Source organism: Ruegeria sp. BHSA163 (genome assembly GCF_059613365.1).
Map to the genome: position 1 here is coordinate 1 of NZ_JBXWSJ010000021.1, position 25,256 is coordinate 25,256.

Genomic DNA, 25,256 nt, shown 5'->3' on the forward strand with positions numbered 1-25,256 from the left:
GTGCGCCCAATCTTGATGATGCCGGCAAATTCCTTTGCCTTTTGCTCTAACCCACTTGCCAGTTTTTCAAGCCCCGGCAGCAGAACATCACGAACGCTCATAGCGGCGGCAATATGCATCGCAGTGGGGAAAGTGTCATTGGAAGACTGCCCCATATTGCAATGGTCATTTGGGTGAACGGGATCTTTCGAACCAATCACGCCACCCAGTATTTCGATGGCGCGGTTGGCGATCACTTCGTTCGAGTTCATGTTTGATTGTGTTCCCGAACCGGTCTGCCACACGACTAAGGGAAAGTTATCATCGAACTTACCATCAATAACCTCGTCCGCAGCCTGAATCACCGCATCGGCAATCTTGGCATCCAACTTACCTGTAGCTTTGTTTTCCATTGCGCACGCTTTTTTTATGACGCCCAATGCACGAACAATGGCTACTGGCTGTTTTTCCCAACCGATCGGAAAATTCATGATAGACCGCTGGGTCTGCGCGCCCCAGTATTTGTCCGCTGGTACTTCGAGAGGGCCAAAACTGTCGGTTTCGGTGCGGGTCTGAGACATTTGTCACTCCGTTTGGCATGCAATCGTATGCCGTGTAACCTCAGCATCAGCGCAAGGCAATCGGCCAGTTACGCGCACCTTAATCTTTGGCCTAACAAAGGTATAGATACGGCGCGGTTCCATTATTTGTCCGTTAGCGAAAACAGTGCCATTGTGCCCAAGCGAGCTAAAGTTACAATATAAGCGCAACCGCGACGGAGTTTCTTATGCGTGCAGCACACATTGTCCGACCTGTGTATATGTTTATGACCGTGTTTTCCGTGTCGCTATTGCTTTTGGCCGGCACAAATTCCACTTTCGCCGCAGAAATTGAACCATTTGTGGGGGATTATGTTGGGTCCGCTAATGTCGTAGACTCTGACGGCACAGAGACCCCAAGGGATATGAGCGTATCGATTAGCGAGTTAAAAGACGGATTCAACGTAAGTTGGACCACAACCACTTACAAAGGTGACGGTCGCATCAAAGAAGAAGAATATTCGGTCGACTTTAAGACGACTGAGCGCCCTGATGTGTTTTCGGCGGCTATGAAACGAAATGTGTTCGGTCACGAAGTCCCGTTAGACCCGATGAAAGGCGAACCGTTTGTTTGGGGACGGATCGAAGGGGCGACACTGACAGTCTTTTCATTATTTATTGGTCCAAACGGTGGATACGAATTGCAGCAATTCGACCGAACTCTTGCCGATGGCGGGCTAGACCTTTCTTTCTCGCGATTCCGCAATGGTGAAAAATCGAGGTCGGTAGAGACATTTTTGGAGAAAAAATGAACCCGGCTGGTTAGGGGTTAGTTTGGGCAGTTACTTGCGGAAATTGTCCAACGAAACAACATCCGCATCGTGATGATGCTTCTCTTCTTCAGAATCGATTTCGATCGTTTCTTCTTCTGAAAACTCTGCCTCATCCTCATCTTCTGCGCTCTCAAATCGCAATCCGAATTCAACAGATGGATCGACGAAAGTTTTGATGGCCATATACGGGATGTACAACGGCTCCGGCGCGTCGCCGAAGTTCAGTGTGATTGAGAAACCATCGTCACCGACCTCTAGATTCTCGAACCAATGCTGCATGACGATTGTCATTTCATCAGGGTAACGTTCTCGCAACCAGTCGGCCAATTCGACACCCTCTTGTTGCGTGTCGAATGTGATGAAGAAGTGGTGTGCACCCGGTAAACCGTTATTTGACACGTCAGTAAGAACAGTCTTGATAAGACCGCGCATTGCCGTGTGCATAAGGTTCCCATAATCTATGTCTTGCGACATTTTCGATCCTCGAGCGTGTTTGATGTCAGCATAAGGGATTTGAGCGGAAACGAAAGACTGGGTTGCACAAGTTCAGCTACAAAACCTCAATCGCAATTCCCGCTAGGCTCATCGCTATCAGCGTTACCGTCAAACCTGATTTCATGCGGAATATCAAGATACTCGCTATCAAGATCAAGATCAAAGCTGCGAGGTCCAGCGTGGACGGGACGGGCAGGGGCATTTCGAATGGCCCCCACGATACTCCATCCACCGATCGGAACAGAACATTCATACCGAACCACACCGAGAGGTTTAGAATCACTCCGACAACCGCGGCGGTTACAGCCTTCATCGAAGCTGCCAATCGCGGGCGGGTCGCGATTTTGTCTAAGTACGGGCCGGTCAAAAAAATCCAAAGAAAACAAGGTACAAATGTTGACCATAGGGCAACAATACCAGCGGCAATGGCAAGGGACGTACCGCCTGCCATCTGTCCGGTCAGCATAGCAACGAACTGTGTGACAAGAATCAAAGGCCCAGGCGTTGTTTCAGCGAGTCCCAAGGCATCTATCATTTGGTCCGTGCTGATCCAGTTATAGGTTTCGACGACCGTTTGCGTCATATACGCTAGTACGGCGTACGCGCCCCCAAACGTCACAACTGCCAATCGGGCAAAGAACCAACCCAGTTCAGCCAGTAGAGTTTGCCCCGCCCAGCTAAGTAAAATCAGCGGGATCAGCCACAAAGCGAGCCAGACGAAAGCTGTTCGGATGGGACGTGTAAGTATTGGAGAGGGGTCAACGGGCGGTAAAGTTATGTTTTGCGCCGTGCAATACCCCCAAATCGCCGCCGTGAGGATGATCAATGGAAAAGGCAGATTGAACACAAAAATCGCCAAAAAACCCAAACCCGCAATCAGTCGATATCTGCTGTCTGTTAAGGCTTTGCCGGACAAGTTTCGAACTGCTTGAATTACGATGACAATAACTGTCGCCTTGATCCCTAAAAAGCCGGCCTGAACCAAAGGCAGGTCTCCGTAAGCCGCGTACAAAAAGACAAGCAACGTTATCACGATGGCACCGGGCAATACGAAAAGACTGCCGGCAATCAAACCCCCGACGACCCCTTTGAGGCGCCATCCAGCATATGTGGCTAATTGCATGGCTTCAGGCCCCGGCAGCAGCATGCACAACGATAAAGCACGCAGATAGGTCTGTTCATCCAGCCAAGACCTACGCTCCACTAATTCCTGGTGCATCAACGATATCTGAGCAGCCGGACCGCCAAATGAAAACAGCCCTATGCGCCCAAACACAAGGCAAAGCTCGTTTATGCTCGGTGTCATGAGGTGTGACCGTTCGGCCAATCATGAACTTCATTGAAACCGTCACGAGCCCATCGGTATAGAGCATCGTAAATGTGCATACCGGCTTCAAGCTGTTGATGGTCGTCTTTGTATTGGCGCGATAGACCGACCGAAATTGCTAACAATCCAGCAGCTTCCGGGGCCACCTTATGTTTGTTTGTGTCTGCTGCACGAATAACATCGGCCATGCGATCAAGGGGGGCGGAGTGGATATCGAACTCGTCAAGCATCGTATCGAAAGTACAGTTTTCACCCCGGTGGCTCCAGAATTCACCGTCTTCGTCGAACGCAGTCGCACCAAACTTTGCTACCACACCTTTAACCTCAGACGGCGCTACAAAAAGGAACCGAGCGTTGGGATCCACAAATCGACGAATAAGCCACGGGCATGCAATCCGATCGATTTTAGGTCGATGACGTGTAACCCAAAGTGTTCCTGACCCGACTTCTTCCGGCAAAGCCGAAACTGAAACCAGTTGGCTATCTGGCATGTCCCGCCAAGCAAAGTGACCGCCTTCAAGATACTCGGCCGCGTGCCCATCGCTGCGCAGCCACGAAACCACCCCTTGGCTCAGTTTTTTTCCTTTTTGACAAATAATAACGCAGGGTCGGTTACCGATAAGTGCCCGCAACTCGACAATTTGGTTATGCGGATGTCGTACTGATCCAGGTATGAGCCTGGGATCATCGGCGAAGTCAAAATCTGTGCGTATATCCACTATAATAGGCGCAGATGGCGTCCCGACAATCCGGGCAAGTTGTTTTGGGGTAATAGCGTTTGGGGCAGCCACAGCATGTCTCCTTCTAAATCTCGGATACATGCGAAACTTGGGCTGCCGCCTCACGGGGCGTTCGCAAGCTAACCCCTTAAGGATTTGCTAGCGTGTAAGTAACGTGTTGGTCAAGCGTACTGGACTGTATTTTAGGCCCAATCCAACCGCTGACCAGTCATACAGACTGGCAAAGTGTCTTGCGGGAACTGGCCTAGCTGCTCAAACAGAGAAATAAAATCGAACTGGTTGTAGGCCTCAACAATTTTGCCGTCTTTGAACCGCGCCATAACTTGTCCAGTCACTTCCAACGGAGCACCATTGTCAGCTCGAAAAGTTCGTACATGTAAAATCGCAGAAACCCAGTCTTCGTGCTCTACGACTTTGGGCAGATAAAACTTTATGTCGCCAAGCACGTGGCGAAATGCGGTTACAAGGTCACGAAAATCGTCAGCTCCAACTTGCATTTCTGGGATCAAACCTTCGGCCATTACATCCGGAGCAAAGAATTTATTTATTGCGTCCGTATTCCCATTTTCCCAAACCTCGGAGTACCACCTGCGAAGTATTTCTTAATTCGTCATAACGACTCTCCTGTCCTGTTCCGGCAGGATGTGAAACAGAAATAAACAAACTCTGAACCGTTTCGGAATTTGTGGGGCAAACAACAGACATAAAGCGGTAAATGCAGGTTTCTGTTGCCAGGTACCTGCGAACCCCGCCTCACGCGGCTAGGCGCAAGGACTTAGATTTCGGTCTTGTTACTGCTTACGCAGCAACTGCAACCGGAGCACGATTGTCGTTTGCAATTGTACTATTTTCGCCGATAACGGTGGCAGACAGCCGAGACAAAGCTAACCCCTTTAGACGTTCGTCGATCCTATTTCGGCCCCATGATCCCCAAACGAAGGATTTTGGTGGAGCCGCCGGGTACCGCCCCCGGGTCCGATCCGTTTATTACGAGCGCGTTTATGTCCATAGTCCCGAAGGACACATATTATATAGGTGAGGTTTGGCTCGGATGCAAATCGGGAATGATGGGTTCAAGCGCTTTTTATTCCAATGCCTTACACGGACCTGTTCATGTTTGCAGCGATTAGCCAAATTGCCAGGACCAATTCGATTCCTCCGAAAGTCATAGCTTTGGCCAGTGGCGGATTATCAAGAAGGACTGACACGAAACGCCCCAAAGCTGCGCCAGCATAAACAATGCCGAGCATCGCATAGGCCGAGGGTGTATTTAACCAAATCACCGCAACTCCAGTCACAACGAATAATCCGCCAACAGATGCCCGCATTTCGCTTAACCCCATGTTGCTGTCTGTAGGCGCGAGATCCAGCGAAGCCGCAGTCCACGCTGGGGCAAGAAACCCGAACAGACCAAACCCAATCGTCAAAAGCGCGGCTAAAACATTGAATGCTGCTGTCATGATGTCCTCGTCGGGGTCAAAAAAGCGATTTGATAGAACCTAATTCGACCAGCTGGAATGAAAAGCAATTAAAGCGCGGACCACAATCCCAAAAAACCAACTAAGATCAGGCTCAAGGCCCAGATCAGTTCTAGGTTAAACCAACTGCGGGACAGAAACTGAAGACCAAGCCAGCGATAAACGGCAAAGGCCACAATACCCCCGCCCAAAACCATGGCGGCCGTATGTATGACGGCCACGGCCAAGACGAGCATCCCGTTGGTAGTCATGATCTCGGAAATTGCGCGGTGGCCGGCATCCAGTTCATCAAGACCACATAGTCCAAGATAGATCGGGACCAACATCAATGCAGCACCATGTGCGAGCGCCACAAGAAACGACCAGAGGGCTAACTTGCTGGGTGGTATGCGAGAAAGAACTCGGGGGTGCCGTCGCGTTATCGCGATGTAAAGACCCATGGTGATGACTATAAGAGCAGCACCAACGCGAATTTCCCGCTGATATTCGACAAGTAGCGTCATTAATGCGAAGGGAAGCAAAACTCCCAACATTGCCACGAAATGCCCACCAGCCAAAGCAGCGAGTGCGCCCCAAAGCGCAGATTGCCGTTGCTCCATCAGGGCCGACGAAACCGCCAGCGGCCATCCCATCCCTGGATTTAATCCGTGGTAGGCTCCGCTTAGAACGACGGCCAGCCAAAGGCCAGCCGTCGATGTCATCAGAAACTCCAATTCAGACGGACGGGTAGCAGAAACTGTCAGTTGAACAGTCGCCACCCTCAAGACGGATTTGGTGGCTCCGGTAGCCTTTCGGGAAATCCACCCAGAATTTGGGATCAAGCGTCAAGCCACCGTTTTCACCGACATCAGCCTTGACCATAGCGGCTCCACGATCACCGGGGTAGAACTGATCATCCCATGTCGAATACAGCGAATTCGTCCAATAAACGCGTTTGCCGTCCCGGCTGATTTCAACCATTTGCGGCCCATAGCCAAATTCCTGACCGTTCGGATGCTTCGTCTTTTTGACGATGCCGCCAATTTCAACCACGCCGGCCAACTTTGGGTTCATTGGGTCTGACACATCGTATTGATGCATTTCGCCTGTTCCCCAGCAGGAGACGTAGAGATAGTTATCATCAAGGCTCAGATCGATGTCCGTGACTAATGGAGGAACCGCCGAGAAACCTTTCAGCAGGTCAGGCAAATCGTCAGGGTCAGCCGGTTGTGGATCAATAGTGATCGTCTTTTTCGCCTCAAAGGTTCCGTCGTCGTTGCGCCACCACGTAAAGATCGCACCCTGCAGGTTAGTGGTATCGACTACGACACCGCAAAATCCATATTGCTTTACGGGATCATGAGCGGGGCGAATCTCCAAAGCCATTTGGTGGTTCTCACCTAAATCAATGGTCTGAATATTGGTGCGATCACGAAGGTTCCAAAAGTGAATCCGATGCCCATACTTGTTTGAAAGAAGATCCTCGGCCACGATCCCGTTTTCGAATTGCGGTGGTAATCCCCATTCAGAGCTTACCATGTAATCGCGAGGCAGGTTCCACCAGAAATCATAATGCTTGTCTTGAACTCCGCGCTCGATCTCGTATCTACCAATTATATCAAAGGTTTCGCAGTCCATGATAAAAATACCCGGAGGACCATCTGTACCTTCCTTTCCACCACCGCCAAGTGTGCTGACATAGATGCCTTCCGGTCCGCAATGGATCGTGTGTGGGCGGGAATACCCAGTTTTAGCAAAGACTTCTTCGGGTTCGATAATCTTGTGAATTTTGGCTTCCAGCGGATTTTTAACATCAATAATGTAGATTCGGCTTGATCGAATGCCGGGAATTATCAGGTAACGGCGTTCAAGGAATGCATGTCCGCTAAGTGGCGACAGAGAAGACGAGCACGCATTCCAACCAAAATGGTGAAATTCATCCCCTTTTTCGGGCATAATCACCTGATGAACGATTTTTCCGTAATCTCCCGATGTTGGGTCGACGTTCACAACAGCCAAGCCATCAGGCTGCGAAAAATCTGGACTAAGCATAAGCGTGAAAGCCAGTGTTTCCGTCGGTCCTTCCATAGCCAGCTTTGCAGATGGATAAAAGGTTGGGTCCGGTCTTTGGTTCATAACGTCCTCCCGTAAGAAATTGATATTCAACATTTTTGAGAGTTCCGGTCTTGATGCCGGGTGACTGGCTGCCTGCTCGTGTTTCAGTGTCTTCCTTCTGCTGCTCCAATTCCGTTTAAATTCTGCTTCAGGCCGGCTTGCGGCGCTGTTCTGCAACGTCTTGTGCCAGTTGGCGCGTATAAGTTTCCAAATCCGCCAGCGCCGCGTCGACAACATCGGCGTCGCGTGCTTCTAACGCATCTGCGATTTTGCTGTGCATAGCAATTATCGCCTCTCGCGACCTCGCTGTGAAGGTGATCATATTCATCAACGGCTGCATAGCTTCAACGGCACCAGCTAATTGATAGGACAAAACCGGATTTCCCGCACCATCCACCAATGCTCGGTGAAAAGCTACATCCGACGTACAAAACGCTTCGTCCGTAAGTCCTGGCTGTGACTGCCTGAAAATTTCCGTTCTCATAGTAGCCAAATGGTCAGGCGTACGCCGGTCGGCTGACAAAGCGGCGCATGCTCTTTCCAGAGCGTAACGTGCCTCGCACGCCGTATCGAAACTTACAGCATTCATGGATAGTAACAGCGTCGATGTCGTGATCTGCTGGGAATAGGCGTCTTCAAAATTAAGCCGATTTACAAATGCTCCACCAGCGGCACCGCGTTGTGTACGGATCAGGGACTGGGCCGCCAACCTCTTTAGCGCCTCGCGGACTGTTGGACGCGAAACTCTGAACTGATCGGAAAGCTCGGTCTCCGAGGGAAGCCGCTCATCAACAATTAACGCCCCCGATACTATCGCGTCCCGGATGGCCTGCGCGATCTGTGCGGAAAGGTCGGCAGGGTTTTGTGGGTCTATTTTCATGTCCAAAGGCCAGCATGTCAGATTTTATTTGTCTGACATTTAAAAGTCTGACATTTGAAAAAGCAAGAACTGAGTCGGGAGGAGAAAATGAGTCGCGCAATGCTACGCAGCGGATTGTGGCTTGGCTTTTACGCCGCCATCCTTTGGGCGTGGTGGACTATGTTCTCGATGAGCCGCGATATGGATCTGGATTGGATCGGCCGTCCGGGTCCGATGGGCGAAGCCATGCGTGTAATGGACCCGCGGATGGACATGTACATGCCCATGGCCGAATTCGGGCCTTTGTTCTGGATGTGGGCGATTATGATGGCTGCGATGATGTTGCCAACGCTTGTTCCGACTTTGCGCAGCTATGAAGACCTGATCCGCAGCGCTAACGGAAGCCGCGCTGGATGGATTGGCGTTCTGAGTGGATACTTCCTTGTCTGGGCGGGCTTTGCGGCACTTATCACTGAACTTCAATTGGCTCTACTTTTTGGTGGTGCAATAGATATGCTGGGGATTGCAAAATCACCTTATCTAGCAGGCGGCTTGTTGGTTTCGGTGGGCGGATTCCAGTTCACTCGCCTCAAAGAAACTTGCCACGGCATCTGCCACGCTCCCATGACCTACTTTTTGGGGCACTGGAAAACTGGTTATATCGGCGGTGTTCGAATGGGGCTTGGCCTCGGTGTTTTCTGCGTAGGTTGCTGTTGGGGCTTCATGGCCCTGGGTTTTGTTGGCGGCGTCATGAGCCTGCTATGGATGGGTTTGGCGACCCTGTTTATGGTTTTGGAAAAACTTCCCCAAATAGGTCACGCCGTGACCCGACCCATGGGGTTTGCTTTGATCGCGAGCGGAGTAATCCTGCTCGGGCATCACATCGTTTACGGAGGATAACGTGATGGCAAAGAACAGAAAACCAGAGGCGGACAGACTTCCCATAAGCCAGCGGATCGACAGTCGTATGCCCAACCCAAAGCGGCGTGAAATGAGCCCAACAGACTGGGCAATCAAGGGCGAACTGATCTTAAATTGTTCCTGTGATGTATTTTGTCCCTGCGTTGTCTCGCTTGGCGCACATCCTCCAACCGAAGGTCATTGCCATGCATGGATGGGCGTGATTATCGACGAGGGAAATTTTGAAGGCGAGGACTTATCGGGGCTAAACGTGGGACTGCTGGTCGATATTCCGGGCCGCATGGGCGAAGGTCAATGGAAAGTGGCGGCCTATGTGGACGAACGCGCCAGTGGGAAGGCTTACAACGGCCTGTTACAAATTTTCAGCGGTCAGGCTGGGGGAACGACTGGTTTGTTCACAATGCTTGTCAGCGAGATCATAGGGGCAGAGCGGGCGCCCGTTCAGATAGAGCGCGACGGAAACAAACGCCGGATCGTTATTGGACGCAAGATTCAAGGCGAGATTGAGATGTTGGCCGGCAAGGACGCCGATCATCCAGTGATGGTTTCGAATTCAAAGTACTGGATGGGACCAGATATCATTGTTGCCCGCGGAACAAAATCAAAGCTTCGAGACTATGGTCGCGTTTGGGACTTTGGTGGAAAATCCGCTGAGATTTGCCCGATCGACTGGCATGGGCCAAAGTGACGTTCGACCCTGAACCATCTATAATTATGTAGTTTTTCTGCCTGAAGGATCGGAAAATGGCAGTCATCACTCCTAACCGACGCGTACGTAAAACGCCATTTACACCCGGTGTCGAAGCTGCTGGGGTTGGCGGATACACAGTGTACAACCACACGCTTCTACCCACGTTTTTCGAGAGTGTCGAAGCTGATGCAGCACATCTGAAGCAACACGTTCAGGTCTGGGATGTTTCGTGCGAAAGGCAAGTTCAGGTCAAGGGACCGGATGCTTTGCGCCTTATGAAAATGTTAAGCCCACGTGACATGGACCGTATGCAGGCGGATCAATGTTACTATGTACCGATTGTGGATCACAATGGCGGTATGCTGAATGATCCTGTGGCGATAAAGCTGGCCGACGATCAATACTGGTTGTCTGTGGCTGATGGTGACCTGTGGCAGTTTGCTTTGGGTCTTGCAATCGCATTGGGTCTGGATGTCGAGATCACCGAGCCCGATGTTTCGCCGCTTGCGGTTCAGGGTCCAAAGGCCGACGACCTTATGGAACGCGTTTTCGGCGATCAGGTAAGGGACATAAAATTCTTCCGTTACAAACGTTTGCGGTTCGAAGATCAAGAATTCATCGTTGCGCGCTCAGGATGGTCAAAACAGGGTGGTTTCGAAATCTACGTCGAGGGTTCCGAATATGGAATGCCCTTGTGGGATACGTTGTTCGCCAACGGACAGAATTTGAAGGTCAGAGCGGGGTGTCCCAATAACATTGAACGGGTTGAAAGCGGGCTGCTTAGCTTTGGCTCTGATATGCGGCGCGAAAATACTCCCTATGAATGTGGATTGGCTAGGTTTTGCAACTCGCCGCTCGACTATATCGGCAAATCGGCTTTGGCTGGACAAGCCGAAAACGGTCCGCCACGGCAGATAAGACCTTTGGTGATTGAAGGCGAAATTGGACCGTGCACCCAATCTTGGCCCTTGCTTGCCAACAGCACTCAGGTGGGTCAGGTGGCTTCGGCTGTCTATTCGCCCGAGTTTGGAGTCAACGTGGCAATTGGGATGGTGGACCGAGCCTATTGGGAGCCGGGGACACGGATCGAGTTGATGACGGAACACGGAATGCGGTGGGCGGAGGTTCAGCAAAGTTTCTGGCGATGACCCACGACAAACAGCGGACGAAAATTGAGATCGGATTACGGAGATATAACGATGTTCAATGCATTAGTAGTTGAAAAAGATGAAGAAAGTGGCCTGGCCAGTCCTTCGGTCAAACAACTTTCTGACAGCGATCTCCCACATGGTGAAGTCACGGTGGCAGTTGAGTATTCGACGGTGAACTACAAGGATGGATTATGCATGTCGCCAAAAGGAGGAGGGTTAGTTCGAAACTATCCTCATGTGCCCGGTATCGATTATGCGGGTACAGTCGAATCCTCTTCCGACGATCGATATAAACCTGGCGACAAAGTTGTATTGACGGGCTGGCGCGTTGGCGAGGCTCATTGGGGCGGGTACTCGCAAAAGGCAAGCGCATTGGCTGATTGGCTTGTGCCGCTGCCGGACGGTTTAGACACGCGACAAGCTATGGCTGTCGGAACAGCAGGTTTCACGGCCATGTTGGCCGTTATGGCGTTAGAAGACCATGGTTTGAAACCGGGTCACGGTCCTGTTTTAGTTACAGGGGCCGCTGGTGGTGTAGGCTCTGTCGCGACAGCTATTCTGGCTCATCTGGGCTATGAGGTTGCCGCTGTCACCGGGCGCCCTGATACGGCTGACTACCTGAAATCTCTGGGTGCAACGAGTATCGTCCCAAGAGAAGAACTGAATGAAACAACCAAGCGCCCTTTGGAAAGCGAGACTTGGGCAGGTTGCGTGGACGCCGTCGGCGGCGCGATGTTGGCTCGGGTTCTTGGGCAGATGAAATACGGCGCGTCGGTTGCTGCGGTTGGTCTCGCCGGGGGTGCTGCTTTGCCCGCTACTGTAATTCCGTTTCTGCTTCGCGGAGTGAATCTGCTGGGGATAGACAGCGTAATGCAGCCCTACGAAAATCGCGTTCGTGCCTGGCAGCGCATTGCCGCAGACCTGCCGATGAACAAGCTTGAAGCGATGGTCCATCCTGCCACTTTGCAAGATCTGCCAAAACTTGGCGCCGACATACTGCAAGGGCAGGTTAAAGGGCGCGTAGTCGTAGATTTGAATTCCTGACTTGAAAAAATCAGCGGCCCACACGAATGGGTCGCTGAATTAATTGGTCAGAAACTTAAAAATGGCCGCTAGAGCTCTGGGAATTGCCACATTTGGCGGCCATGATTGCTATACAACCCTATTCCGATGGCTTATGACCCACGGGAACAGCACTTGAAGACGGGGAGTGAGCAGTATGTCTGACGATTTCGAACTGGACACCGATGATCTGAAGCGCCGAATGGAAGGCGCCATGTCCAATCTCAGGACGGAATTTGCGTCGTTGCGGACAGGGCGGGCGTCTGCATCCATGCTGGAACCCGTTATGGTTGACGCTTATGGATCTATGACACCGATCAATCAAGTTGGAACAGTGAATGTGCCCGAGCCCCGTATGGTGACGGTCAACGTTTGGGATAAGTCGCTGGTCGGAAAGGTTGAAAAAGCAATCCGTGAAAGCGGGTTGGGAATTAATCCGCAACTGAACGGTACGATCATCATGTTGCCCATTCCCGAGCTGAACGAAGAACGTCGTCGGGAACTTGGCAAGGTTGCAGGCCAATATGCTGAAAGCGCGCGTGTTTCGATCCGCAATGTTCGCCGCGATGGCATGGACCAGATAAAGAAAGCCAAAGCTGACGGTATGTCCGAAGACGACCAAAAGTTCTGGGAAAACGAGGTTCAGGAACTGACTGACACAATGATCAAATCGGTTGACGAAGCGCTGGAAACTAAACAAGCAGAGATTATGCAGGTCTGAGAACGTCACATGCCCAAGGACCCTCATATGGAGCCTACGCACGGCCCAAAGCATGTTGCCATCATTATGGATGGCAATGGGCGGTGGGCTCAGGCACGAGGTAGACCCAGGCTTTATGGCCACCATGCTGGTGCGCGTCGTGTACGCGAGGTGGTCGAAGCCTGCCCAAGACTGGGGATTAAGTATCTAACAATTTTTGCGTTTTCGACAGAGAACTGGAAAAGGACCCAAGTCGAAGTCGCGGGATTGATGAGCCTTTTCAAGCGCTACATCATCAAAGAGACTCAGACCCTAAAGGAAAACGGTATACGGGTTCGGTTTATCGGTGACCGCGTAAGGCTCGACAGTAAGCTTATCGAATTGATGGATATGCTGGAACGAGAGACCCAGGACAACGACCTTGTTCATCTGACAGTCGCCCTCAACTATGGCGGCAGGGACGAAGTGGCTCGGGCAACAAAGCGCCTTGCGCGCGATGTAGCAGAAGGCAGGCTGAGGCCCGAAGATGTAGATGAAGAAACACTTCCTAAGTATTTAGATACGCGCGTTTTACCCGATCCTGATCTTGTGATCCGCACGAGCGGCGAAGCGCGTATCTCCAACTTTCTGCTGTGGCAGTCCGCTTATTCTGAATACGAATTCATAGACACGCTTTGGCCCGATTTCACCGCGGCCGAACTTGAACGGTTGTGTCACAACTTTGGAGCACGCGAGCGGCGGTTTGGAGCAGTTCCCGCATGAGCAATGACCGCTGGTCTGACCTGAAAGCACGAGTTTTGTCAGCTGCGGGCCTGACGGCGTTGGGTGCGGTCGAAGTATGGCTGGGTGGATTGTGGTTCGAAGCCTTCATTGCCGCAGCATGCGGAGTTATGACTTGGGAACTGGTTCGGATGGTCGATCCGGGGCGGCAGAGCGTTGCGATACAAATTGCGCTTTTGACCGCATTTGCGGTTGTTGTAAGCTACCACCTGCCTCCTTTGTACAAATTACCGGTCCTTTTGGCGCCTGCGCTGGTTGGGGCAGGGCAAATCAAACGCCACCGCGGCATGTTTGTCGGATTCTTAATTTGGATTGCAGCCTCGGGACTTGGTTTTATAACCATCCGCGAAAGTATGGGCTTTGGCTGGATGGTTTGGCTAATCTCAATTGTAGTGGCGACTGACATTGCTGGCTATTTTGTTGGAAAGTCACTGGGCGGCCCAAAGTTCTGGCCCAAAGTTAGTCCCAAGAAAACGTGGTCCGGAACAGCCGGAGGTTGGGCAGCAGCAGGCTTGGTCGGCGCTGTTTTTGCTTGGAATGCCGGGTTTGGATTTTTTTTCGTTCTGATTTCCATTCTAACGTCAATGGCCAGTCAGATAGGCGATATTGTGGAAAGCGCAGCAAAGCGCAAACTTGGTGTAAAAGACAGTTCGAACCTGATCCCGGGCCACGGCGGATTTCTAGACCGATTTGACGGCATGATGGGCGCAGCGTTGTTTGTTCTGATCGCGGGACTAATTTATAGGCCCGGAGGAATGTGATGCGAAAGGTGTCCATTTTTGGAGCGACCGGGTCGATCGGCCAAAACACCGTTGATCTGATTTCGCGCGCGCCAACGGAATACGATGTCGTAGCTTTGACTGGCGGCGCAAACATTTCGCAGTTGGCAGAAGACGCGCGAAATACGGGTGCCCAGATTGCGGTGACCGCCTATGAAAGCAGACTCCAAGATCTAAAGGATGCGTTGTCAGGAAGTGGAGTTGAAGCAGCCGCCGGGCAGGCGGCTCTTGTCGAAGCAGCCTCGCGTCCTGTGGACTGGGTCATGTCTGCAATCGTAGGTTCAGCTGGCTTGGCTCCTGGCATTGAAACACTGAAACAAGGCGCAACGCTGGCGCTGGCAAACAAAGAAACGCTGGTATGTGCGGGTCCCTTGGTTCTTGAAATGGCAAAGGCGCATAACGCGCAGATTTTACCAGTAGACAGCGAACATTCGGCTGTTTTTCAGGCTCTGGTCGGCGAGGATATCCGCTCCGTTGACAGGGTAGTAATCACAGCAAGCGGCGGCGCGTTTCGCGATTGGCCAATCGAGGACTTGCCGAGGGCTACTGTCGAACAGGCCTCCAAACATCCCAATTGGGACATGGGGCAACGAATTACGATCGATAGCGCCTCAATGTTTAATAAAGCTCTGGAGATAATAGAAACAAAAGAGTTTTTTGATGTTTCACCAAACCAAATCGAGGTGGTGATCCACCCGGAATCCATCGTTCACGCACTTGTGGGTTTCCAAGATGGCGCACTCATGGCGCATTTGGGCGTACCGGACATGCGTCATGCAATCGGATATGCGCTGAACTGGCCGAACAGGCGAGAATTACCGATCCAAAAGTTAGACTTAGCAGCACTTGGCCAACTGCGTTTCATTGCCCCGGACGAAGCCCGTTACCCCGCGTTGCGACTTGCACGGGAAGTAATGGAGAGTGGCGGTCTTTCGGGCGCAGTGTTCAATGCCGCAAAAGAGCGTGCCCTTGATCTGTTTATACAGCGCAGAATTGGTTTTTTGGAGATGACCGACGTCGTATCATCGGTTTTAGACCGGTTTGACGGTGCAAAAGGCCATATTGATGCCGCTTTGACACTTGATAACGTGCTGCAAACGGACCATTTGGCACGTCATTGGGTCGATGAAGCCGTACTAAAACGAGCAGGATAAGAATTTTGGACATAATATCTTTAATCCCACAATTCGGCGGGCTGATATACACTATCGCCGCATTCGTCGTGGCATTATCCGTAATTGTCGCCGTGCATGAATATGGCCATTACATAGTAGGTCGGTGGTCCGGAATCCAAGCAGAGGTGTTCTCTATAGGTTTTGGCCCAGTTCTGTGGAGCCGCATGGATAAACGCGGGACCAAATGGCAAATCGCATTGTTGCCATTTGGCGGTTACGTCAAATTCTTGGGCGATTCCAACGCTGCCTCGGGAAAAGACGAGGACGCTATGTCAGAAATCGCCGAGCAAAGCCCTGAAGAGCTGCGTCGGACCATGCATGGGGCTCCACTGTGGGCGCGTACGGCAACTGTTGCGGCTGGTCCTGTTTTCAACTTCGTAATGTCGATACTAGTCTTTGGCCTAATTTTCTGGTCACAAGGGGTTTCGCGTGAGCCTTTGACGGTCGAGGCGCTGAATCCACTGCCGGGGACCATACAAGGATTGCAGAACGGGGACGAAATTGTCGCCATTGCAGGTATTGCTACACCGGATTTTGACGATGCAAGCACCTGGTCGGAATTTACCGCGTCACTGCCTGTCGAACCGGTACTCGATTACACTGTTATTCGCGATGACCAGACAATAGATGTAGCCGGGCCATGGCTGTTCCCTCCATTAGTTCAGCAGGTCTCTCCGCGCAGCGCAGCTATGGACATTCAGCTGCAGGCAGGGGACGTGATAACCGCGGTCGACGGCGATCCTATCTTTGCTTTTGCACAGTTAAAAGAAAAGGTTGAGAGTTCAAACGGACGTCCGCTTTTATTGAATGTGTGGCGCGATGGTGCGGATCTTGAGTTCGCATTGGCGCCTCGCAGGACAGACGAGCCTCAACCAGACGGAGGATTTGTCACTCACTGGCGGATTGGAATCGTTGGCGGTATGATGCTCGAACCTGCGACGGTCCCAGCAAACGTTTGGGATTCCTTGTCTGGTGGCGTCAGCCAGACCGTGCGAATTGTCCAGGGTTCGCTTTCGGGCATGTGGCACATGATCACCGGGGCGATTAGTACTTGCAACATCTCCGGACCTATCGGCATCGCCGAAACTTCTGGGGCAATGGCCAGTCAAGGTGCAGAGAATTTCATTTTTTTTATTGCTGTATTGTCGACAGCCGTGGGTCTTTTGAACCTTTTTCCAATCCCCGCGTTGGATGGTGGGCATCTTGTTTTCTATGCATACGAAGCGGTGGCAGGGAAACCGCCTAGTGACAAAGCTTTGCGAGTACTTATGGCGATAGGCGTGACCCTCATTCTATCGCTGATGCTTTTTGCAATTACTAATGATCTATTCTGCTGAATAAGGCGTGCGCTGCACCTCGAGGACGTAAAATTGCCTCAATTCGGAGGTAATTTAACGTCGAACTTGGTAAGGGATACCGTTGCTATGAGTGACGCGCTTCGCAAATCCTACAGGAGCTTTAGCTACCTTTTCATGCTGAATTGGGACGTGTTGTTAAGTTTCGGCATAACCGCACTTGCGTTGGCTCTTGGCGCCTATTTTGTTGGCTTGTGATTCTCCCTAACATTTCTGAATGATTAAAGGGCGACCCAGTGGGTCGCTTTGCTGTTTTGCGCTTTTGACAAGACTCAACAATCCCGTTACTCAGCAGCTAGAGGCCAAAAATTCTGGGTAGCTAAAAAATGATTGATAGCAGGGGCACGGGCACATTCTGCGGCTCTTACAGGTCGCAAGGCAAGATTTTGTGGCAAACACTAACGTTCCTTTTTCTCTTTGCAGCAGCTAGTTTTGTAACCGTTCCTAAAGTCGCTCAGGCGCAGACCTACACGATCAATTCTTTTGAGGTCGAAGGAAACCGTCGGATTGAATCGTCGACGATTATCGCCCGAACAGGAATTCAACCGGGGCAAACGGTGACGGCCGGGCAATTGAACGACAGCTTTCAACGATTGCTTGACAGTGGCGTTTTTGAAACAGTCGAGCTGACACCCCGTGGAAGTACGTTGGTAATTTCTGTCGAGGAATACCCTACAATCAACCAAATCAGCATCGAAGGGAATCGCCGCGTCAAAGACGATCTTTTGCTAGATGCGATTTCGTCGCAGCCCAGAAGGGTATTTACCCCTCAGACGGCTGAGGCTGACGCCGACCGGATTGCCGAAATTTATTCTGCGCAAGGTCGAGTAGCCGCTACGGTTATCCCACGGATCATCCGCCGCAGCGACAACCGAGTTGACTTGGTATTTGAGGTTGCAGAGGGATCCGTCATAGAAATCGAACGGGTCAGTTTTGTCGGCAACCGCGCTTTTTCCGACCGGCGACTACGTCGCGTTCTTGAAACCAAACAAGCCAACGTATTGCGTACTTTCATTCGTGGCGACACGTTCATTGCAGATCGAATTGAATTCGATAAGCAAGTCATTCGAGATTTCTACCTTTCCCGCGGATATGTCGATTTTCGCGTTAACAGCGCCAACGTGGAATTCACTCGCGAAAGGGATGCGTTCTTTCTGGTGATGAATGTCACCGAAGGGCAGAAGTTTTCTTTTGGCCGAATAACTACTGTCAGCGAGATTCCTGGTGTAGATCCGGGGGCTTATCAGGCTGCACTAAAGATCAAACCCGGGGTAACTTACACCCCGACATTGGTCGAAAACTCAATTGCCCGGCTTGAGCGTCTGGGGTTGAAACAGGGCGTTGATTTCTTACGAGTGGAGCCGCGTGTTACGCGCAATGACCGGGATCTAACGCTGGATGTGCAGTTCGTTCTAACACGTGGTCCGCGGATTTTTGTGGAACGCATTGATATCGAGGGAAATACAACCACTCTGGACCGGGTAATCCGCCGCCAATTCGACACTGTCGAAGGCGACCCATTCAATCCACGTGAAATTCGGCAGAGTGCAGAACGTATCCGAGCCCTTGGGTTCTTTGCGGTCGCAGATGTTGAACCGCGCGAGGGATCCTCACCCAGTCAGGTGATTGTCGACGTGGACGTCGAGGAACAACCCACGGGTTCGCTTAGCCTAGGCGGTAGTTACTCTGTCTCGGATGGTTTTGGTATCGCGATCGGATTGAACGAAAGTAACTTTCTGGGTCGAGGTCAAAACTTGGGTCTCTCACTTTCAACCGCACAGGACGCGGAACGTTACACCATCGACTTCACCGAACCATATCTGTTGGGCCGGAGGTTGCGGTTTGATGTAGGATTGGGTCTGGCCACTACAAACTCCAGCTTTGCCAGCTACGACACCAAAAGTGTTTTCTTCAATCCACAGTTAAGCTACCGCATCGGTGAACTGTCCAGCTTGCGTGTTCGTTATGGTTGGGACCGAAGCGAGATGACACAGCAGGACAACGAAACCAACGGAGCCGTTATTTCGTCAGAAATCGACCAAGGCAAGCGAACTGCCAGTTCGATTGGAGTGTCCTACATTTATGACAGTCGCATCGGTGGCCTGAACCCCAATGCCGGGGTTCTATTTGAAGTTGGCGTGGATGCAGCCGGTCTTGGCGGGGACAGCGAGTTCATTAAAACAACGGCCCGCGCCATCGCCCAACAGAGGGTTCTAAATGAAGAGGTGGTCCTTCGCGCCACTCTTGAAATGGGCGCGCTCAATTGGACTGGCGACGACTTTAGCCGTACGCTTGATCGTTTTGTACTTGGGCCTAGCACTTTCCGTGGCTTTGAACCTGCCGGTCTTGGCCCCCGGGATCTTTCGAACGGTCAGGATGACGCTATCGGCGGAAATTATTACTGGGTGGCAAGGTTCGAGTCTGATTTTCCACTTGGTTTGCCAGAAGAATTTGGTCTTCGAGGTGGCGTTTTCTATGATGTCGGCAACCTCTACAACATCGACAATGTGAATACGGCAGGGGCAGACATTGTCGGCTCGGGCGGTTCTATCCGACATGTTCTGGGCGTTTCAGTTCTATGGACTACACCGTTCGGGCCACTACGCTTCAATTTCTCCACAGCGTTGAAGAAAGAAGAATTTGACAAGGAACAGAATTTTGACCTGACCCTTCAGGCCCGGTTCTGATCAGGCATGGTTAGCTTGAAAAATGCAGTATTGCAGGGCCCGTTACGGGCCCTGTGCATTTTAATGACGTTGGCGGTTGTGCAGCCTGCTTTTGCTCAACAACTGGGCCTTCCGCAATCCGGCATTCTCACCATTTCCAGCGATAGATTGTTTTCAGAATCAGAATTTGGAAAGCGAGTGTTTCAAGAAATTGAAACGGAAGGCGCTGCTCTTGCTGCGGAAAACGAGCGCATTGTCGAAGAGCTAAGCAAAGAAGAAAAAGACCTGACCGAACAACGGGCGACATTAACAGCCGAAGAATTTCGTCCACTGGCGGAGGCATTTGACGAAAAGGTTCAGTCGCACCGCGAAGGCCAACGTGCCAAGTTGGATGCATTGGCCCGCCGCAGTGAAGAAGCCCGGTCCACCTTCACAAAATTAGCGGAACCGATTTTGATTGGGCTGCTGCGGGATGCAGGCGCGTCAATGATTTTAGAGCGGTCATACGTGTTTCTCAGCTCAGACGCTTTGGATATCACAGATGCAGCCATCGACCGCATCGATACTGTGATCGGCGACGGCGGCAACCAAAGGATTGACGGCGGGGAATAGGTTCGCTTGCCCTGAACGGGCTGTATTGTTAACCACGCCATAAAGAGACATCAGAAACAGGACTTCTGCCTCATGACCACGGATACCAAGAGTGCCGACATTCAGCTGATTCAGCGCATACTGCCGCACCGCTACCCGTTTCTTTTGGTCGACAAGGTCATTGAAATCGATGGAATTAATTCCGCTATAGGCGTCAAGAACGTCACAATGAACGAGCCGCACTTTCAAGGGCACTTCCCAGGTACACCGATAATGCCAGGTGTTACGATCGTCGAAGCGATGGCGCAGACGGCTGGCGTTATGTTGGGGGTTGGCATGGATGTGATCGACAGCGATCTGCTGATTTACTTCATGAACATAGACAAGTGTAAATTCCGCCGCAAAGTCGTTCCGGGTGACGTTCTGCAAATGCATGTTGAAACCTTGCGCGGCAAAAAAGGCGGCAAAATTTTCAAGTTCAATGGCCGCGCAACCGTTGATGGTGAGGTTGCAGCAGAAGCAGAATTCTCAGCCTATGTTGACTGGGACATGGAAAAAACGACATGAATGAAATTCACCCCAGCGCAATCATCGAAGACGGGGCGCAGATCGGGGCAGGCTGTAAAATAGGCCCGTTCTGCTACATCGGTCCGAAGGTGAGCCTTGGCGACCGCGTCGAACTGAAATCCCATACTGTTGTAATGGGTGAAACTTCGATCGGCGAAGACAGTGTCGTTTTCAATTTTTCTGTCATCGGGGAAATACCGCAAGACCTGAAGTTTGGTGGTGAAAATACGCGCCTGGAAATCGGAAAACGTAATCGAATCCGTGAGCATGTAACAATAAACGTGGGTACAGACGGTGGCGGAGGTGTGACCCGTATCGGGGATGATTGTCTTCTGATGGCCGGAGTGCACGTGGCCCATGATGTTCAGATCGGTGATCGAGTAATCATGGTTAACCAATCAGGTGCCGCCGGACATTGCATCATAGAAGATGACGCGATCATCGGCGGTATTTCAGGGCTACATCAGTTTGTGCGCGTTGGTCGCGGTGCAATTATCGGCGCCCTCACAATGGTGCCTAAGGACGTCATTCCTTACGGTCTGGTGCAGGCACCGCGCGGCGAGTTGGACGGACTGAATTTGGTCGGCCTAAAGAGGCGCGGTGTCCCGCGTGAGGACATTGCTGCGCTGCGAGCCGCGTTCAAAGAATTGTCCGAGGGGGAAGGCACTTTCATGGACAAAGCAGATCGGCTGAGCGGTTCAACAAGCGACTATGTCCGCGAGATTGTCGAATTCGTGACTGCTTCTTCCGACAGGTCAATCCTGACGCCGAGGAAATAGCTGAATGCTAGCTCTGATTGCAGGCACAGGAACTTTGCCAGATGAGCTGGCGTCTCAATTGAGTGAGCGCCCCCTGATATGTTCTCTGGAGGGTTTAGAACCCGAAAACCTCAAACCAGATCTGGTTTTTCCGCTAGAGCACTTGGGAAGCTTTATAGCGGAGCTGAAATCACGTGGCGTGACGGAAATCTGCATGGCAGGCGCAATTGATCGACCAGCAGTTGATCCTTCACGGATCGACGCTCAGACTTTGCCGCTGGTTCCAATAATTCAAAAAGCTATGATGTCCGGCGACGACGGCGCGCTGCGGGCAGCTATTAGTGTTTTTGAGAGTGTCGGTCTTGATGTCCGATCCGCCCATGAGATCGCGCCAGATATATTTCCGCCGTCAGGCTGCCTGACGCAGATTGAACCTTCAAAACGTGACTTGGAGGATGCAGATCGCGCTGCTGCAATAGTGCGCGCCATGGGTGCTGCCGACGTAGGACAAGCGTGTGCAGTTCTCAACGGGCAAGCTCTGGCCATAGAGAGCGTTTTTGGCACAGCTTGGATGTTAAAGTCATTGTCACAACGCCCTGACGCTGGCGGCGGCGTTCTTTACAAAGGTCCGAAGCCAAATCAAGACATGCGAGTCGATATTCCGACAATTGGTCCCGAAACTATACCTGACGTTGTGGCCGCTGGTCTGGCAGGCATTGTTATAGAAAAGGGTAGTGTCATAGTTCTGGACCGCAAGCGCGTCATTAGTGAATGCGACCGAATGGGAATTTTTCTTCTAGTCCGAGAGCACGCAGCCTGATGCGCGTTTTTCTGGTCGCCGGTGAACCTTCAGGCGACCGCCTTGGTGGCGCCTTGATGGAAGGGTTGAAGGAACTTGTCCCTGACGTAAGTTTTGACGGGGTGGGTGGACCGCTGATGCAGGCTCAGGGCCTTGTTAGCCGGTTTCCAATGTCGGAACTCAGTGTTATGGGTTTGGTCGAGGTTCTACCAAAGTTTTTTCACCTAAAGCGCCGTATCTCTGAAACTGCCGAGGCGGTGCTTACGACGGAACCAGATGTATTAATCACTATCGATAGCCCGGATTTTTCGCTGCGGGTAGCCAAGATAGTAAAGGCCGGCAGCGACATCCGTACTGTTCACTATGTAGCACCGAGTGTCTGGGCATGGCGTCCGGGTCGAGCCGACAAAATGGCCAAAGTAATTGATCATGTTCTGGCGCTGCTACCGTTCGAACCGCCCTACATGGAACGCGCTGGGATGGCGTGCGACTTTGTCGGCCATCCGATCGCCAGTGAACCAGTAGCAACCCCACAGGATGTTGCAAGTTTTAAGGAAACCCACGATTTGGGCGACGCGCCAGTCCTAGTGGTGTTGCCCGGTTCGAGGCGCGGCGAGATCGAAAGGCTTGTCCCCAGTTTTCGTGGAGCATTGGAAATCTTTCTGTCCGTTCGACCGGATTTCCGCGTAGTGGTGCCAACCGTCGCCCCGACATCCGACCTAATAGGTACCATTGTCCAAGATTGGCCTGGTAACCCAGTGGTGCTGGACCCGCGAAATGAAAGCACAGATCAGGCTAGCGCCACCAAGCGAGAGGCATTTGCGGCCGCTGAGCTTGCGCTTGCGGCGTCGGGAACTGTGTCTCTTGAATTGGCGGCCCAGAATACACCTATGGTTATTGCATACAAGTTGAATTGGCTGACCCAGAAAATGGCCGAGCGAATGGTCAGGTTGGATACTTTCACGCTCGTAAACTTGGTATCTAAGACACGCGCCGTGCCCGAGTGTATGCTGGACGAATGCCGCCCGGACAGAATTGCGGCGGAACTAAACAAAGTATTGGAACAGCCAGACGCGCAACGCGAAGCCATGGAGGTAACCATGGACCAGTTGGGACGAGGTGGCGAACCCCCGGGGCTACGTGCTGCCAGGGCAGTTTTGACCCGGATGAGCGCCGGCAATGCTTGATCACATATTGTTTGCTCTATCGGCAGGTATCGCGCAGATTTCGACCAACCTGGACAATCTGGCGGTTCTCTTTGGGCTTATAATTGTCATGGGTCGAGGCCGGCCTGTTACTGGGTTCGCTGTGGCTCAGGCTATTTTGCTTGCTCTGGCAATGGGGTTTGCAGTCGGGTTGAGCCACACCGGTTACCCAGCCGCCATCGGTTATCTGGGGATCGTACCGCTGCTGCTAGGGACGCGAGGAGCGTGGCAACAGATCAGGAAACGAGAACAAGTTGAAACTCGGCCCCAAGGCGCCGTAGCCTCGGTAATTGTTTTGTTTCTAAGTCTGTCTTTTGACAGTTTCGCCGTATTAACCCCGTTATTTGCGGAATCGTCGCCTTCGTACAGATTGGCGGGGCTGATTGGCGCTGTAACCGCTGCAGCTGCGATGAGCCTTTTAGCCGCTTGGGGAGCTCCCAAAGCGCAGAGATTTGCGCCGCAGCTAGTACGGTTTGATCGAATAACACCCTACGTCATGATAGCCGTCGGACTTTATATCCTGTCCAACAGCGCGACCGACATGATTTAAAGTCCCGGTTGTTTATCAATATCCACGCCAAATCCAGCCACCGCCAAATATCCGACTGCCTTCTGGCGCATAGAATACGCACGCCTGACCGGGTGAAATGCCTTCTTCAGGCGTCAACAGCTCAACTTCAGCTGTAGTTTCGGACAACGGCCTTACGATCGCTTCGCGCGGAGGGCGTGTTGAGCGAACTTTGACTGACAAGTTCCATTCGGCCCGAGACGTAAATGGCTCATCACCCAGCCAGTTTATCTCGCGCACCGGAACGGTGCGGGTCGCTAGCATCTCTTTCGGTCCGACCACCACCTGTTTTCTGTCCACGTCCAGCTTTACCACGTACAACGGCTCGCTTAGCCCACCTATTCCAAGACCACGACGCTGTCCGATTGTGTAGTGAATGACACCATTGTGTCGGGCCAAAATTCTTCCGTCCGCATGCACGATCTCGCCAGGTTCCGCAGCGCCTGGGCGTAATTTTTCGATAACGCTGGCATAGTTGCCGTTCGGAACAAAACAGATGTCCTGACTGTCGGGCTTGTCGGCTACTGAAAGCCCATATTTTGCTGCCATTTCACGTGTAGCGTCTTTCGAGGGTAGGTGGCCCAACGGAAAACGCAGAAATTCCAACTGTTCGGGGGTGGTAGAAAACAGAAAATATGATTGATCGCGATTTACGTCCTCGGCGCTGTGTAGTTCCGGGCCATTCGGGCCCATCTTGCGCTGAATATAGTGGCCAGTCGCCATGCAATCAGCTTCAAGGTCTTTGGCGGTCTCAAGAAGATCTTTAAATTTGACCCGCTCATTGCAACGAATGCAGGGCACAGGGGTCGCCCCCGCCAAATAACTGTCAGCGAATTCGTCTATTACGGCGTCTTTGAAGATGTTTTCATAATCCAACACATAGTGAGGAAAACCTCGTGCCTCGGCCACGCGGCGCGCATCATGGATGTCGATTCCGGCGCAACATGCGCCTTTCTTTGCCAAAGCAGCACCATGGTCATAAAGTTGAAGTGTAACACCCACCACATCGTAACCCTGATCCGCCAAGTCAGCCGCGACGACCGAGCTGTCCACACCCCCGGACATGGCGACAACCACCCGCGTTTCCGAAGGCGGTTTGGCAAAGCCAAGCGAGTTTAACTGGTTCTCAGCGGCGAAGGCCATG

At 52.0% G+C, this 25,256-nt stretch carries 28 protein-coding genes and 1 other RNA gene; 18 read left to right on the forward strand and 11 right to left on the reverse strand.

The features are described 5' to 3' along the window. Nucleotides 1–560 (reverse strand): lyase family protein (locus AC2FNV_RS11385; RefSeq protein ID WP_496773343.1); only part of this gene is annotated, 560 nt, incomplete at its 3' end. Between the two features lie 206 nt (nucleotides 561–766). Here AC2FNV_RS11385 and AC2FNV_RS11390 point away from each other — a divergent pair. Beyond that, on the forward strand, nucleotides 767–1,330 hold the full coding sequence (locus AC2FNV_RS11390) for a hypothetical protein (protein WP_437436531.1): 564 nt from the start codon (nucleotides 767–769) through the stop codon (nucleotides 1,328–1,330). A 30-nt stretch (nucleotides 1,331–1,360) separates the two neighbouring features. Here AC2FNV_RS11390 and AC2FNV_RS11395 read toward each other — a convergent pair whose 3' ends face one another. From AC2FNV_RS11395 to AC2FNV_RS11435, 9 genes are all read right to left on the reverse strand, one after another. Then, nucleotides 1,361–1,825, reverse strand: a complete 465-nt coding sequence (locus AC2FNV_RS11395; RefSeq protein WP_170606835.1) for an SspB family protein — start codon at nucleotides 1,823–1,825, stop codon at nucleotides 1,361–1,363. Nucleotides 1,826–1,901: 76 nt separating this feature from the next. Beyond that, nucleotides 1,902–3,152, reverse strand: coding sequence for a chromate efflux transporter (gene chrA / locus AC2FNV_RS11400; protein WP_170606838.1), 1,251 nt, complete (start codon nucleotides 3,150–3,152; stop codon nucleotides 1,902–1,904). After that, complete coding sequence (locus AC2FNV_RS11405) at nucleotides 3,149–3,964, reverse strand: chromate resistance protein ChrB domain-containing protein (protein WP_170480421.1); 816 nt, start codon at nucleotides 3,962–3,964, stop codon at nucleotides 3,149–3,151. Before AC2FNV_RS11405 ends, chrA begins: the two co-directional genes overlap by 4 nt. A 131-nt stretch (nucleotides 3,965–4,095) precedes the next feature. After that, nucleotides 4,096–4,512, reverse strand: coding sequence for an ester cyclase (locus AC2FNV_RS11410; protein ID WP_367648169.1), 417 nt, complete (start codon nucleotides 4,510–4,512; stop codon nucleotides 4,096–4,098). Nucleotides 4,513–4,627: 115 nt separating this feature from the next. Next, nucleotides 4,628–4,974, reverse strand: a transfer-messenger RNA (tmRNA) gene (ssrA, locus tag AC2FNV_RS11415). A 36-nt stretch (nucleotides 4,975–5,010) separates the two neighbouring features. Beyond that, the gene (locus tag AC2FNV_RS11420; protein ID WP_170606840.1) at nucleotides 5,011–5,373 is read right to left on the reverse strand and encodes a DUF4345 family protein; all 363 of its coding nucleotides are present in this window, start codon (nucleotides 5,371–5,373) and stop codon (nucleotides 5,011–5,013) included. Between the two features lie 68 nt (nucleotides 5,374–5,441). After that, the gene (locus AC2FNV_RS11425) at nucleotides 5,442–6,092 is read right to left on the reverse strand and encodes a hypothetical protein (protein WP_170606842.1); all 651 of its coding nucleotides are present in this window, start codon (nucleotides 6,090–6,092) and stop codon (nucleotides 5,442–5,444) included. 13 nt (nucleotides 6,093–6,105) lie between these two features. Beyond that, nucleotides 6,106–7,506, reverse strand: a complete 1,401-nt coding sequence (locus AC2FNV_RS11430) for a selenium-binding protein SBP56-related protein (RefSeq protein ID WP_170606844.1) — start codon at nucleotides 7,504–7,506, stop codon at nucleotides 6,106–6,108. A 127-nt stretch (nucleotides 7,507–7,633) separates the two neighbouring features. Further along, nucleotides 7,634–8,365 carry a FadR/GntR family transcriptional regulator gene (locus tag AC2FNV_RS11435; RefSeq protein ID WP_170606846.1) on the reverse strand — a complete coding sequence of 244 codons (732 nt, stop codon included), beginning with the start codon at nucleotides 8,363–8,365 and terminating at the stop codon, nucleotides 7,634–7,636. 87 nt (nucleotides 8,366–8,452) lie between these two features. On the opposite strand from AC2FNV_RS11435, the gene AC2FNV_RS11440 reads away from it, so the two are divergent. The 17 genes from AC2FNV_RS11440 to AC2FNV_RS11520 all read left to right on the forward strand — a co-directional run bounded on the left by AC2FNV_RS11440 (nucleotide 8,453) and on the right by AC2FNV_RS11520 (nucleotide 24,094). Continuing rightward, nucleotides 8,453–9,244 carry a DUF2182 domain-containing protein gene (locus tag AC2FNV_RS11440; protein ID WP_170606848.1) on the forward strand — a complete coding sequence of 264 codons (792 nt, stop codon included), beginning with the start codon at nucleotides 8,453–8,455 and terminating at the stop codon, nucleotides 9,242–9,244. A 4-nt stretch (nucleotides 9,245–9,248) separates the two neighbouring features. After that, nucleotides 9,249–9,953, forward strand: a complete 705-nt coding sequence (locus AC2FNV_RS11445) for a DUF1326 domain-containing protein (RefSeq protein WP_170606850.1) — start codon at nucleotides 9,249–9,251, stop codon at nucleotides 9,951–9,953. Between the two features lie 56 nt (nucleotides 9,954–10,009). Next, nucleotides 10,010–11,104, forward strand: a complete 1,095-nt coding sequence (locus tag AC2FNV_RS11450; protein WP_170480437.1) for a dimethylsulfoniopropionate demethylase — start codon at nucleotides 10,010–10,012, stop codon at nucleotides 11,102–11,104. Between the two features lie 51 nt (nucleotides 11,105–11,155). Continuing rightward, nucleotides 11,156–12,151 carry an acryloyl-CoA reductase gene (gene acuI, locus AC2FNV_RS11455; RefSeq protein ID WP_170480439.1) on the forward strand — a complete coding sequence of 332 codons (996 nt, stop codon included), beginning with the start codon at nucleotides 11,156–11,158 and terminating at the stop codon, nucleotides 12,149–12,151. A 175-nt stretch (nucleotides 12,152–12,326) separates the two neighbouring features. Beyond that, nucleotides 12,327–12,890: a ribosome recycling factor gene (gene frr, locus AC2FNV_RS11460; protein ID WP_170480441.1), complete on the forward strand. Its 564-nt coding sequence runs from the start codon at nucleotides 12,327–12,329 to the stop codon at nucleotides 12,888–12,890. A gap of 9 nt (nucleotides 12,891–12,899) precedes the next feature. Next, complete coding sequence (uppS, locus tag AC2FNV_RS11465; RefSeq protein WP_170606852.1) at nucleotides 12,900–13,631, forward strand: undecaprenyl pyrophosphate synthase; 732 nt, start codon at nucleotides 12,900–12,902, stop codon at nucleotides 13,629–13,631. Next, a complete protein-coding gene (locus AC2FNV_RS11470) occupies nucleotides 13,628–14,410 on the forward strand; it encodes a phosphatidate cytidylyltransferase (RefSeq protein ID WP_496773349.1) in 783 nt (260 codons plus the stop codon). Before uppS ends, AC2FNV_RS11470 begins: the two co-directional genes overlap by 4 nt. Next, nucleotides 14,410–15,582: a 1-deoxy-D-xylulose-5-phosphate reductoisomerase gene (dxr, locus tag AC2FNV_RS11475; RefSeq protein ID WP_170606856.1), complete on the forward strand. Its 1,173-nt coding sequence runs from the start codon at nucleotides 14,410–14,412 to the stop codon at nucleotides 15,580–15,582. Before AC2FNV_RS11470 ends, dxr begins: the two co-directional genes overlap by 1 nt. 5 nt (nucleotides 15,583–15,587) lie before the next feature. Then, complete coding sequence (gene rseP / locus AC2FNV_RS11480; protein WP_170606858.1) at nucleotides 15,588–16,940, forward strand: RIP metalloprotease RseP; 1,353 nt, start codon at nucleotides 15,588–15,590, stop codon at nucleotides 16,938–16,940. Between the two features lie 87 nt (nucleotides 16,941–17,027). Then, nucleotides 17,028–17,156: a hypothetical protein gene (locus tag AC2FNV_RS11485; protein WP_302477839.1), complete on the forward strand. Its 129-nt coding sequence runs from the start codon at nucleotides 17,028–17,030 to the stop codon at nucleotides 17,154–17,156. 128 nt (nucleotides 17,157–17,284) lie between these two features. Next, a complete protein-coding gene (gene bamA / locus AC2FNV_RS11490) occupies nucleotides 17,285–19,645 on the forward strand; it encodes an outer membrane protein assembly factor BamA (RefSeq protein ID WP_170606860.1) in 2,361 nt (786 codons plus the stop codon). Nucleotides 19,646–19,651: 6 nt separating this feature from the next. Further along, the gene (locus AC2FNV_RS11495; protein ID WP_170606862.1) at nucleotides 19,652–20,236 is read left to right on the forward strand and encodes an OmpH/Skp family outer membrane protein; all 585 of its coding nucleotides are present in this window, start codon (nucleotides 19,652–19,654) and stop codon (nucleotides 20,234–20,236) included. A 72-nt stretch (nucleotides 20,237–20,308) separates the two neighbouring features. Continuing rightward, nucleotides 20,309–20,782: a 3-hydroxyacyl-ACP dehydratase FabZ gene (fabZ, locus tag AC2FNV_RS11500; RefSeq protein ID WP_170606864.1), complete on the forward strand. Its 474-nt coding sequence runs from the start codon at nucleotides 20,309–20,311 to the stop codon at nucleotides 20,780–20,782. Next, nucleotides 20,779–21,561 (forward strand): acyl-ACP--UDP-N-acetylglucosamine O-acyltransferase, encoded by a 783-nt coding sequence (lpxA, locus tag AC2FNV_RS11505; RefSeq protein ID WP_170480456.1) that lies wholly within the window; start codon nucleotides 20,779–20,781, stop codon nucleotides 21,559–21,561. Before fabZ ends, lpxA begins: the two co-directional genes overlap by 4 nt. 4 nt (nucleotides 21,562–21,565) lie before the next feature. Continuing rightward, nucleotides 21,566–22,360, forward strand: coding sequence for an LpxI family protein (locus AC2FNV_RS11510; RefSeq protein ID WP_170606866.1), 795 nt, complete (start codon nucleotides 21,566–21,568; stop codon nucleotides 22,358–22,360). Continuing rightward, nucleotides 22,360–23,526, forward strand: coding sequence for a lipid-A-disaccharide synthase (lpxB, locus tag AC2FNV_RS11515; protein ID WP_170606868.1), 1,167 nt, complete (start codon nucleotides 22,360–22,362; stop codon nucleotides 23,524–23,526). Before AC2FNV_RS11510 ends, lpxB begins: the two co-directional genes overlap by 1 nt. After that, nucleotides 23,519–24,094: a hypothetical protein gene (locus tag AC2FNV_RS11520; protein WP_496773352.1), complete on the forward strand. Its 576-nt coding sequence runs from the start codon at nucleotides 23,519–23,521 to the stop codon at nucleotides 24,092–24,094. Before lpxB ends, AC2FNV_RS11520 begins: the two co-directional genes overlap by 8 nt. Before the next feature lie 15 nt (nucleotides 24,095–24,109). Here the strand turns inward: AC2FNV_RS11520 and mnmA are convergent, their stop codons facing one another. Next, nucleotides 24,110–25,255: a tRNA 2-thiouridine(34) synthase MnmA gene (gene mnmA, locus AC2FNV_RS11525; protein WP_170606870.1), complete on the reverse strand. Its 1,146-nt coding sequence runs from the start codon at nucleotides 25,253–25,255 to the stop codon at nucleotides 24,110–24,112. Between the last annotated feature and the right edge of the window lies 1 nt (nucleotide 25,256).

Coding starts and splice junctions, on each gene's coding strand:
- AC2FNV_RS11395 (WP_170606835.1), bottom strand. CDS start 1,825: ATGTCGCAAGACATAGATTATGGGAACCTTATGCACACGGCAATGCGC.
- AC2FNV_RS11495 (WP_170606862.1), top strand. CDS start 19,652: ATGGTTAGCTTGAAAAATGCAGTATTGCAGGGCCCGTTACGGGCCCTG.
- lpxB (WP_170606868.1), top strand. CDS start 22,360: ATGCGCGTTTTTCTGGTCGCCGGTGAACCTTCAGGCGACCGCCTTGGT.
- lpxA (WP_170480456.1), top strand. CDS start 20,779: ATGAATGAAATTCACCCCAGCGCAATCATCGAAGACGGGGCGCAGATC.
- AC2FNV_RS11445 (WP_170606850.1), top strand. CDS start 9,249: ATGGCAAAGAACAGAAAACCAGAGGCGGACAGACTTCCCATAAGCCAG.
- fabZ (WP_170606864.1), top strand. CDS start 20,309: ATGACCACGGATACCAAGAGTGCCGACATTCAGCTGATTCAGCGCATA.
- mnmA (WP_170606870.1), bottom strand. CDS start 25,255: ATGGCCTTCGCCGCTGAGAACCAGTTAAACTCGCTTGGCTTTGCCAAA.
- AC2FNV_RS11430 (WP_170606844.1), bottom strand. CDS start 7,506: ATGAACCAAAGACCGGACCCAACCTTTTATCCATCTGCAAAGCTGGCT.
- AC2FNV_RS11435 (WP_170606846.1), bottom strand. CDS start 8,365: ATGAAAATAGACCCACAAAACCCTGCCGACCTTTCCGCACAGATCGCG.
- frr (WP_170480441.1), top strand. CDS start 12,327: ATGTCTGACGATTTCGAACTGGACACCGATGATCTGAAGCGCCGAATG.
- AC2FNV_RS11510 (WP_170606866.1), top strand. CDS start 21,566: ATGCTAGCTCTGATTGCAGGCACAGGAACTTTGCCAGATGAGCTGGCG.
- AC2FNV_RS11420 (WP_170606840.1), bottom strand. CDS start 5,373: ATGACAGCAGCATTCAATGTTTTAGCCGCGCTTTTGACGATTGGGTTT.
- AC2FNV_RS11390 (WP_437436531.1), top strand. CDS start 767: ATGCGTGCAGCACACATTGTCCGACCTGTGTATATGTTTATGACCGTG.
- bamA (WP_170606860.1), top strand. CDS start 17,285: ATGATTGATAGCAGGGGCACGGGCACATTCTGCGGCTCTTACAGGTCG.
- uppS (WP_170606852.1), top strand. CDS start 12,900: ATGCCCAAGGACCCTCATATGGAGCCTACGCACGGCCCAAAGCATGTT.
- dxr (WP_170606856.1), top strand. CDS start 14,410: ATGCGAAAGGTGTCCATTTTTGGAGCGACCGGGTCGATCGGCCAAAAC.
- AC2FNV_RS11450 (WP_170480437.1), top strand. CDS start 10,010: ATGGCAGTCATCACTCCTAACCGACGCGTACGTAAAACGCCATTTACA.
- acuI (WP_170480439.1), top strand. CDS start 11,156: ATGTTCAATGCATTAGTAGTTGAAAAAGATGAAGAAAGTGGCCTGGCC.
- AC2FNV_RS11440 (WP_170606848.1), top strand. CDS start 8,453: ATGAGTCGCGCAATGCTACGCAGCGGATTGTGGCTTGGCTTTTACGCC.
- chrA (WP_170606838.1), bottom strand. CDS start 3,152: ATGACACCGAGCATAAACGAGCTTTGCCTTGTGTTTGGGCGCATAGGG.
- AC2FNV_RS11425 (WP_170606842.1), bottom strand. CDS start 6,092: ATGACATCGACGGCTGGCCTTTGGCTGGCCGTCGTTCTAAGCGGAGCC.
- AC2FNV_RS11485 (WP_302477839.1), top strand. CDS start 17,028: ATGAGTGACGCGCTTCGCAAATCCTACAGGAGCTTTAGCTACCTTTTC.
- AC2FNV_RS11520 (WP_496773352.1), top strand. CDS start 23,519: ATGCTTGATCACATATTGTTTGCTCTATCGGCAGGTATCGCGCAGATT.
- AC2FNV_RS11470 (WP_496773349.1), top strand. CDS start 13,628: ATGAGCAATGACCGCTGGTCTGACCTGAAAGCACGAGTTTTGTCAGCT.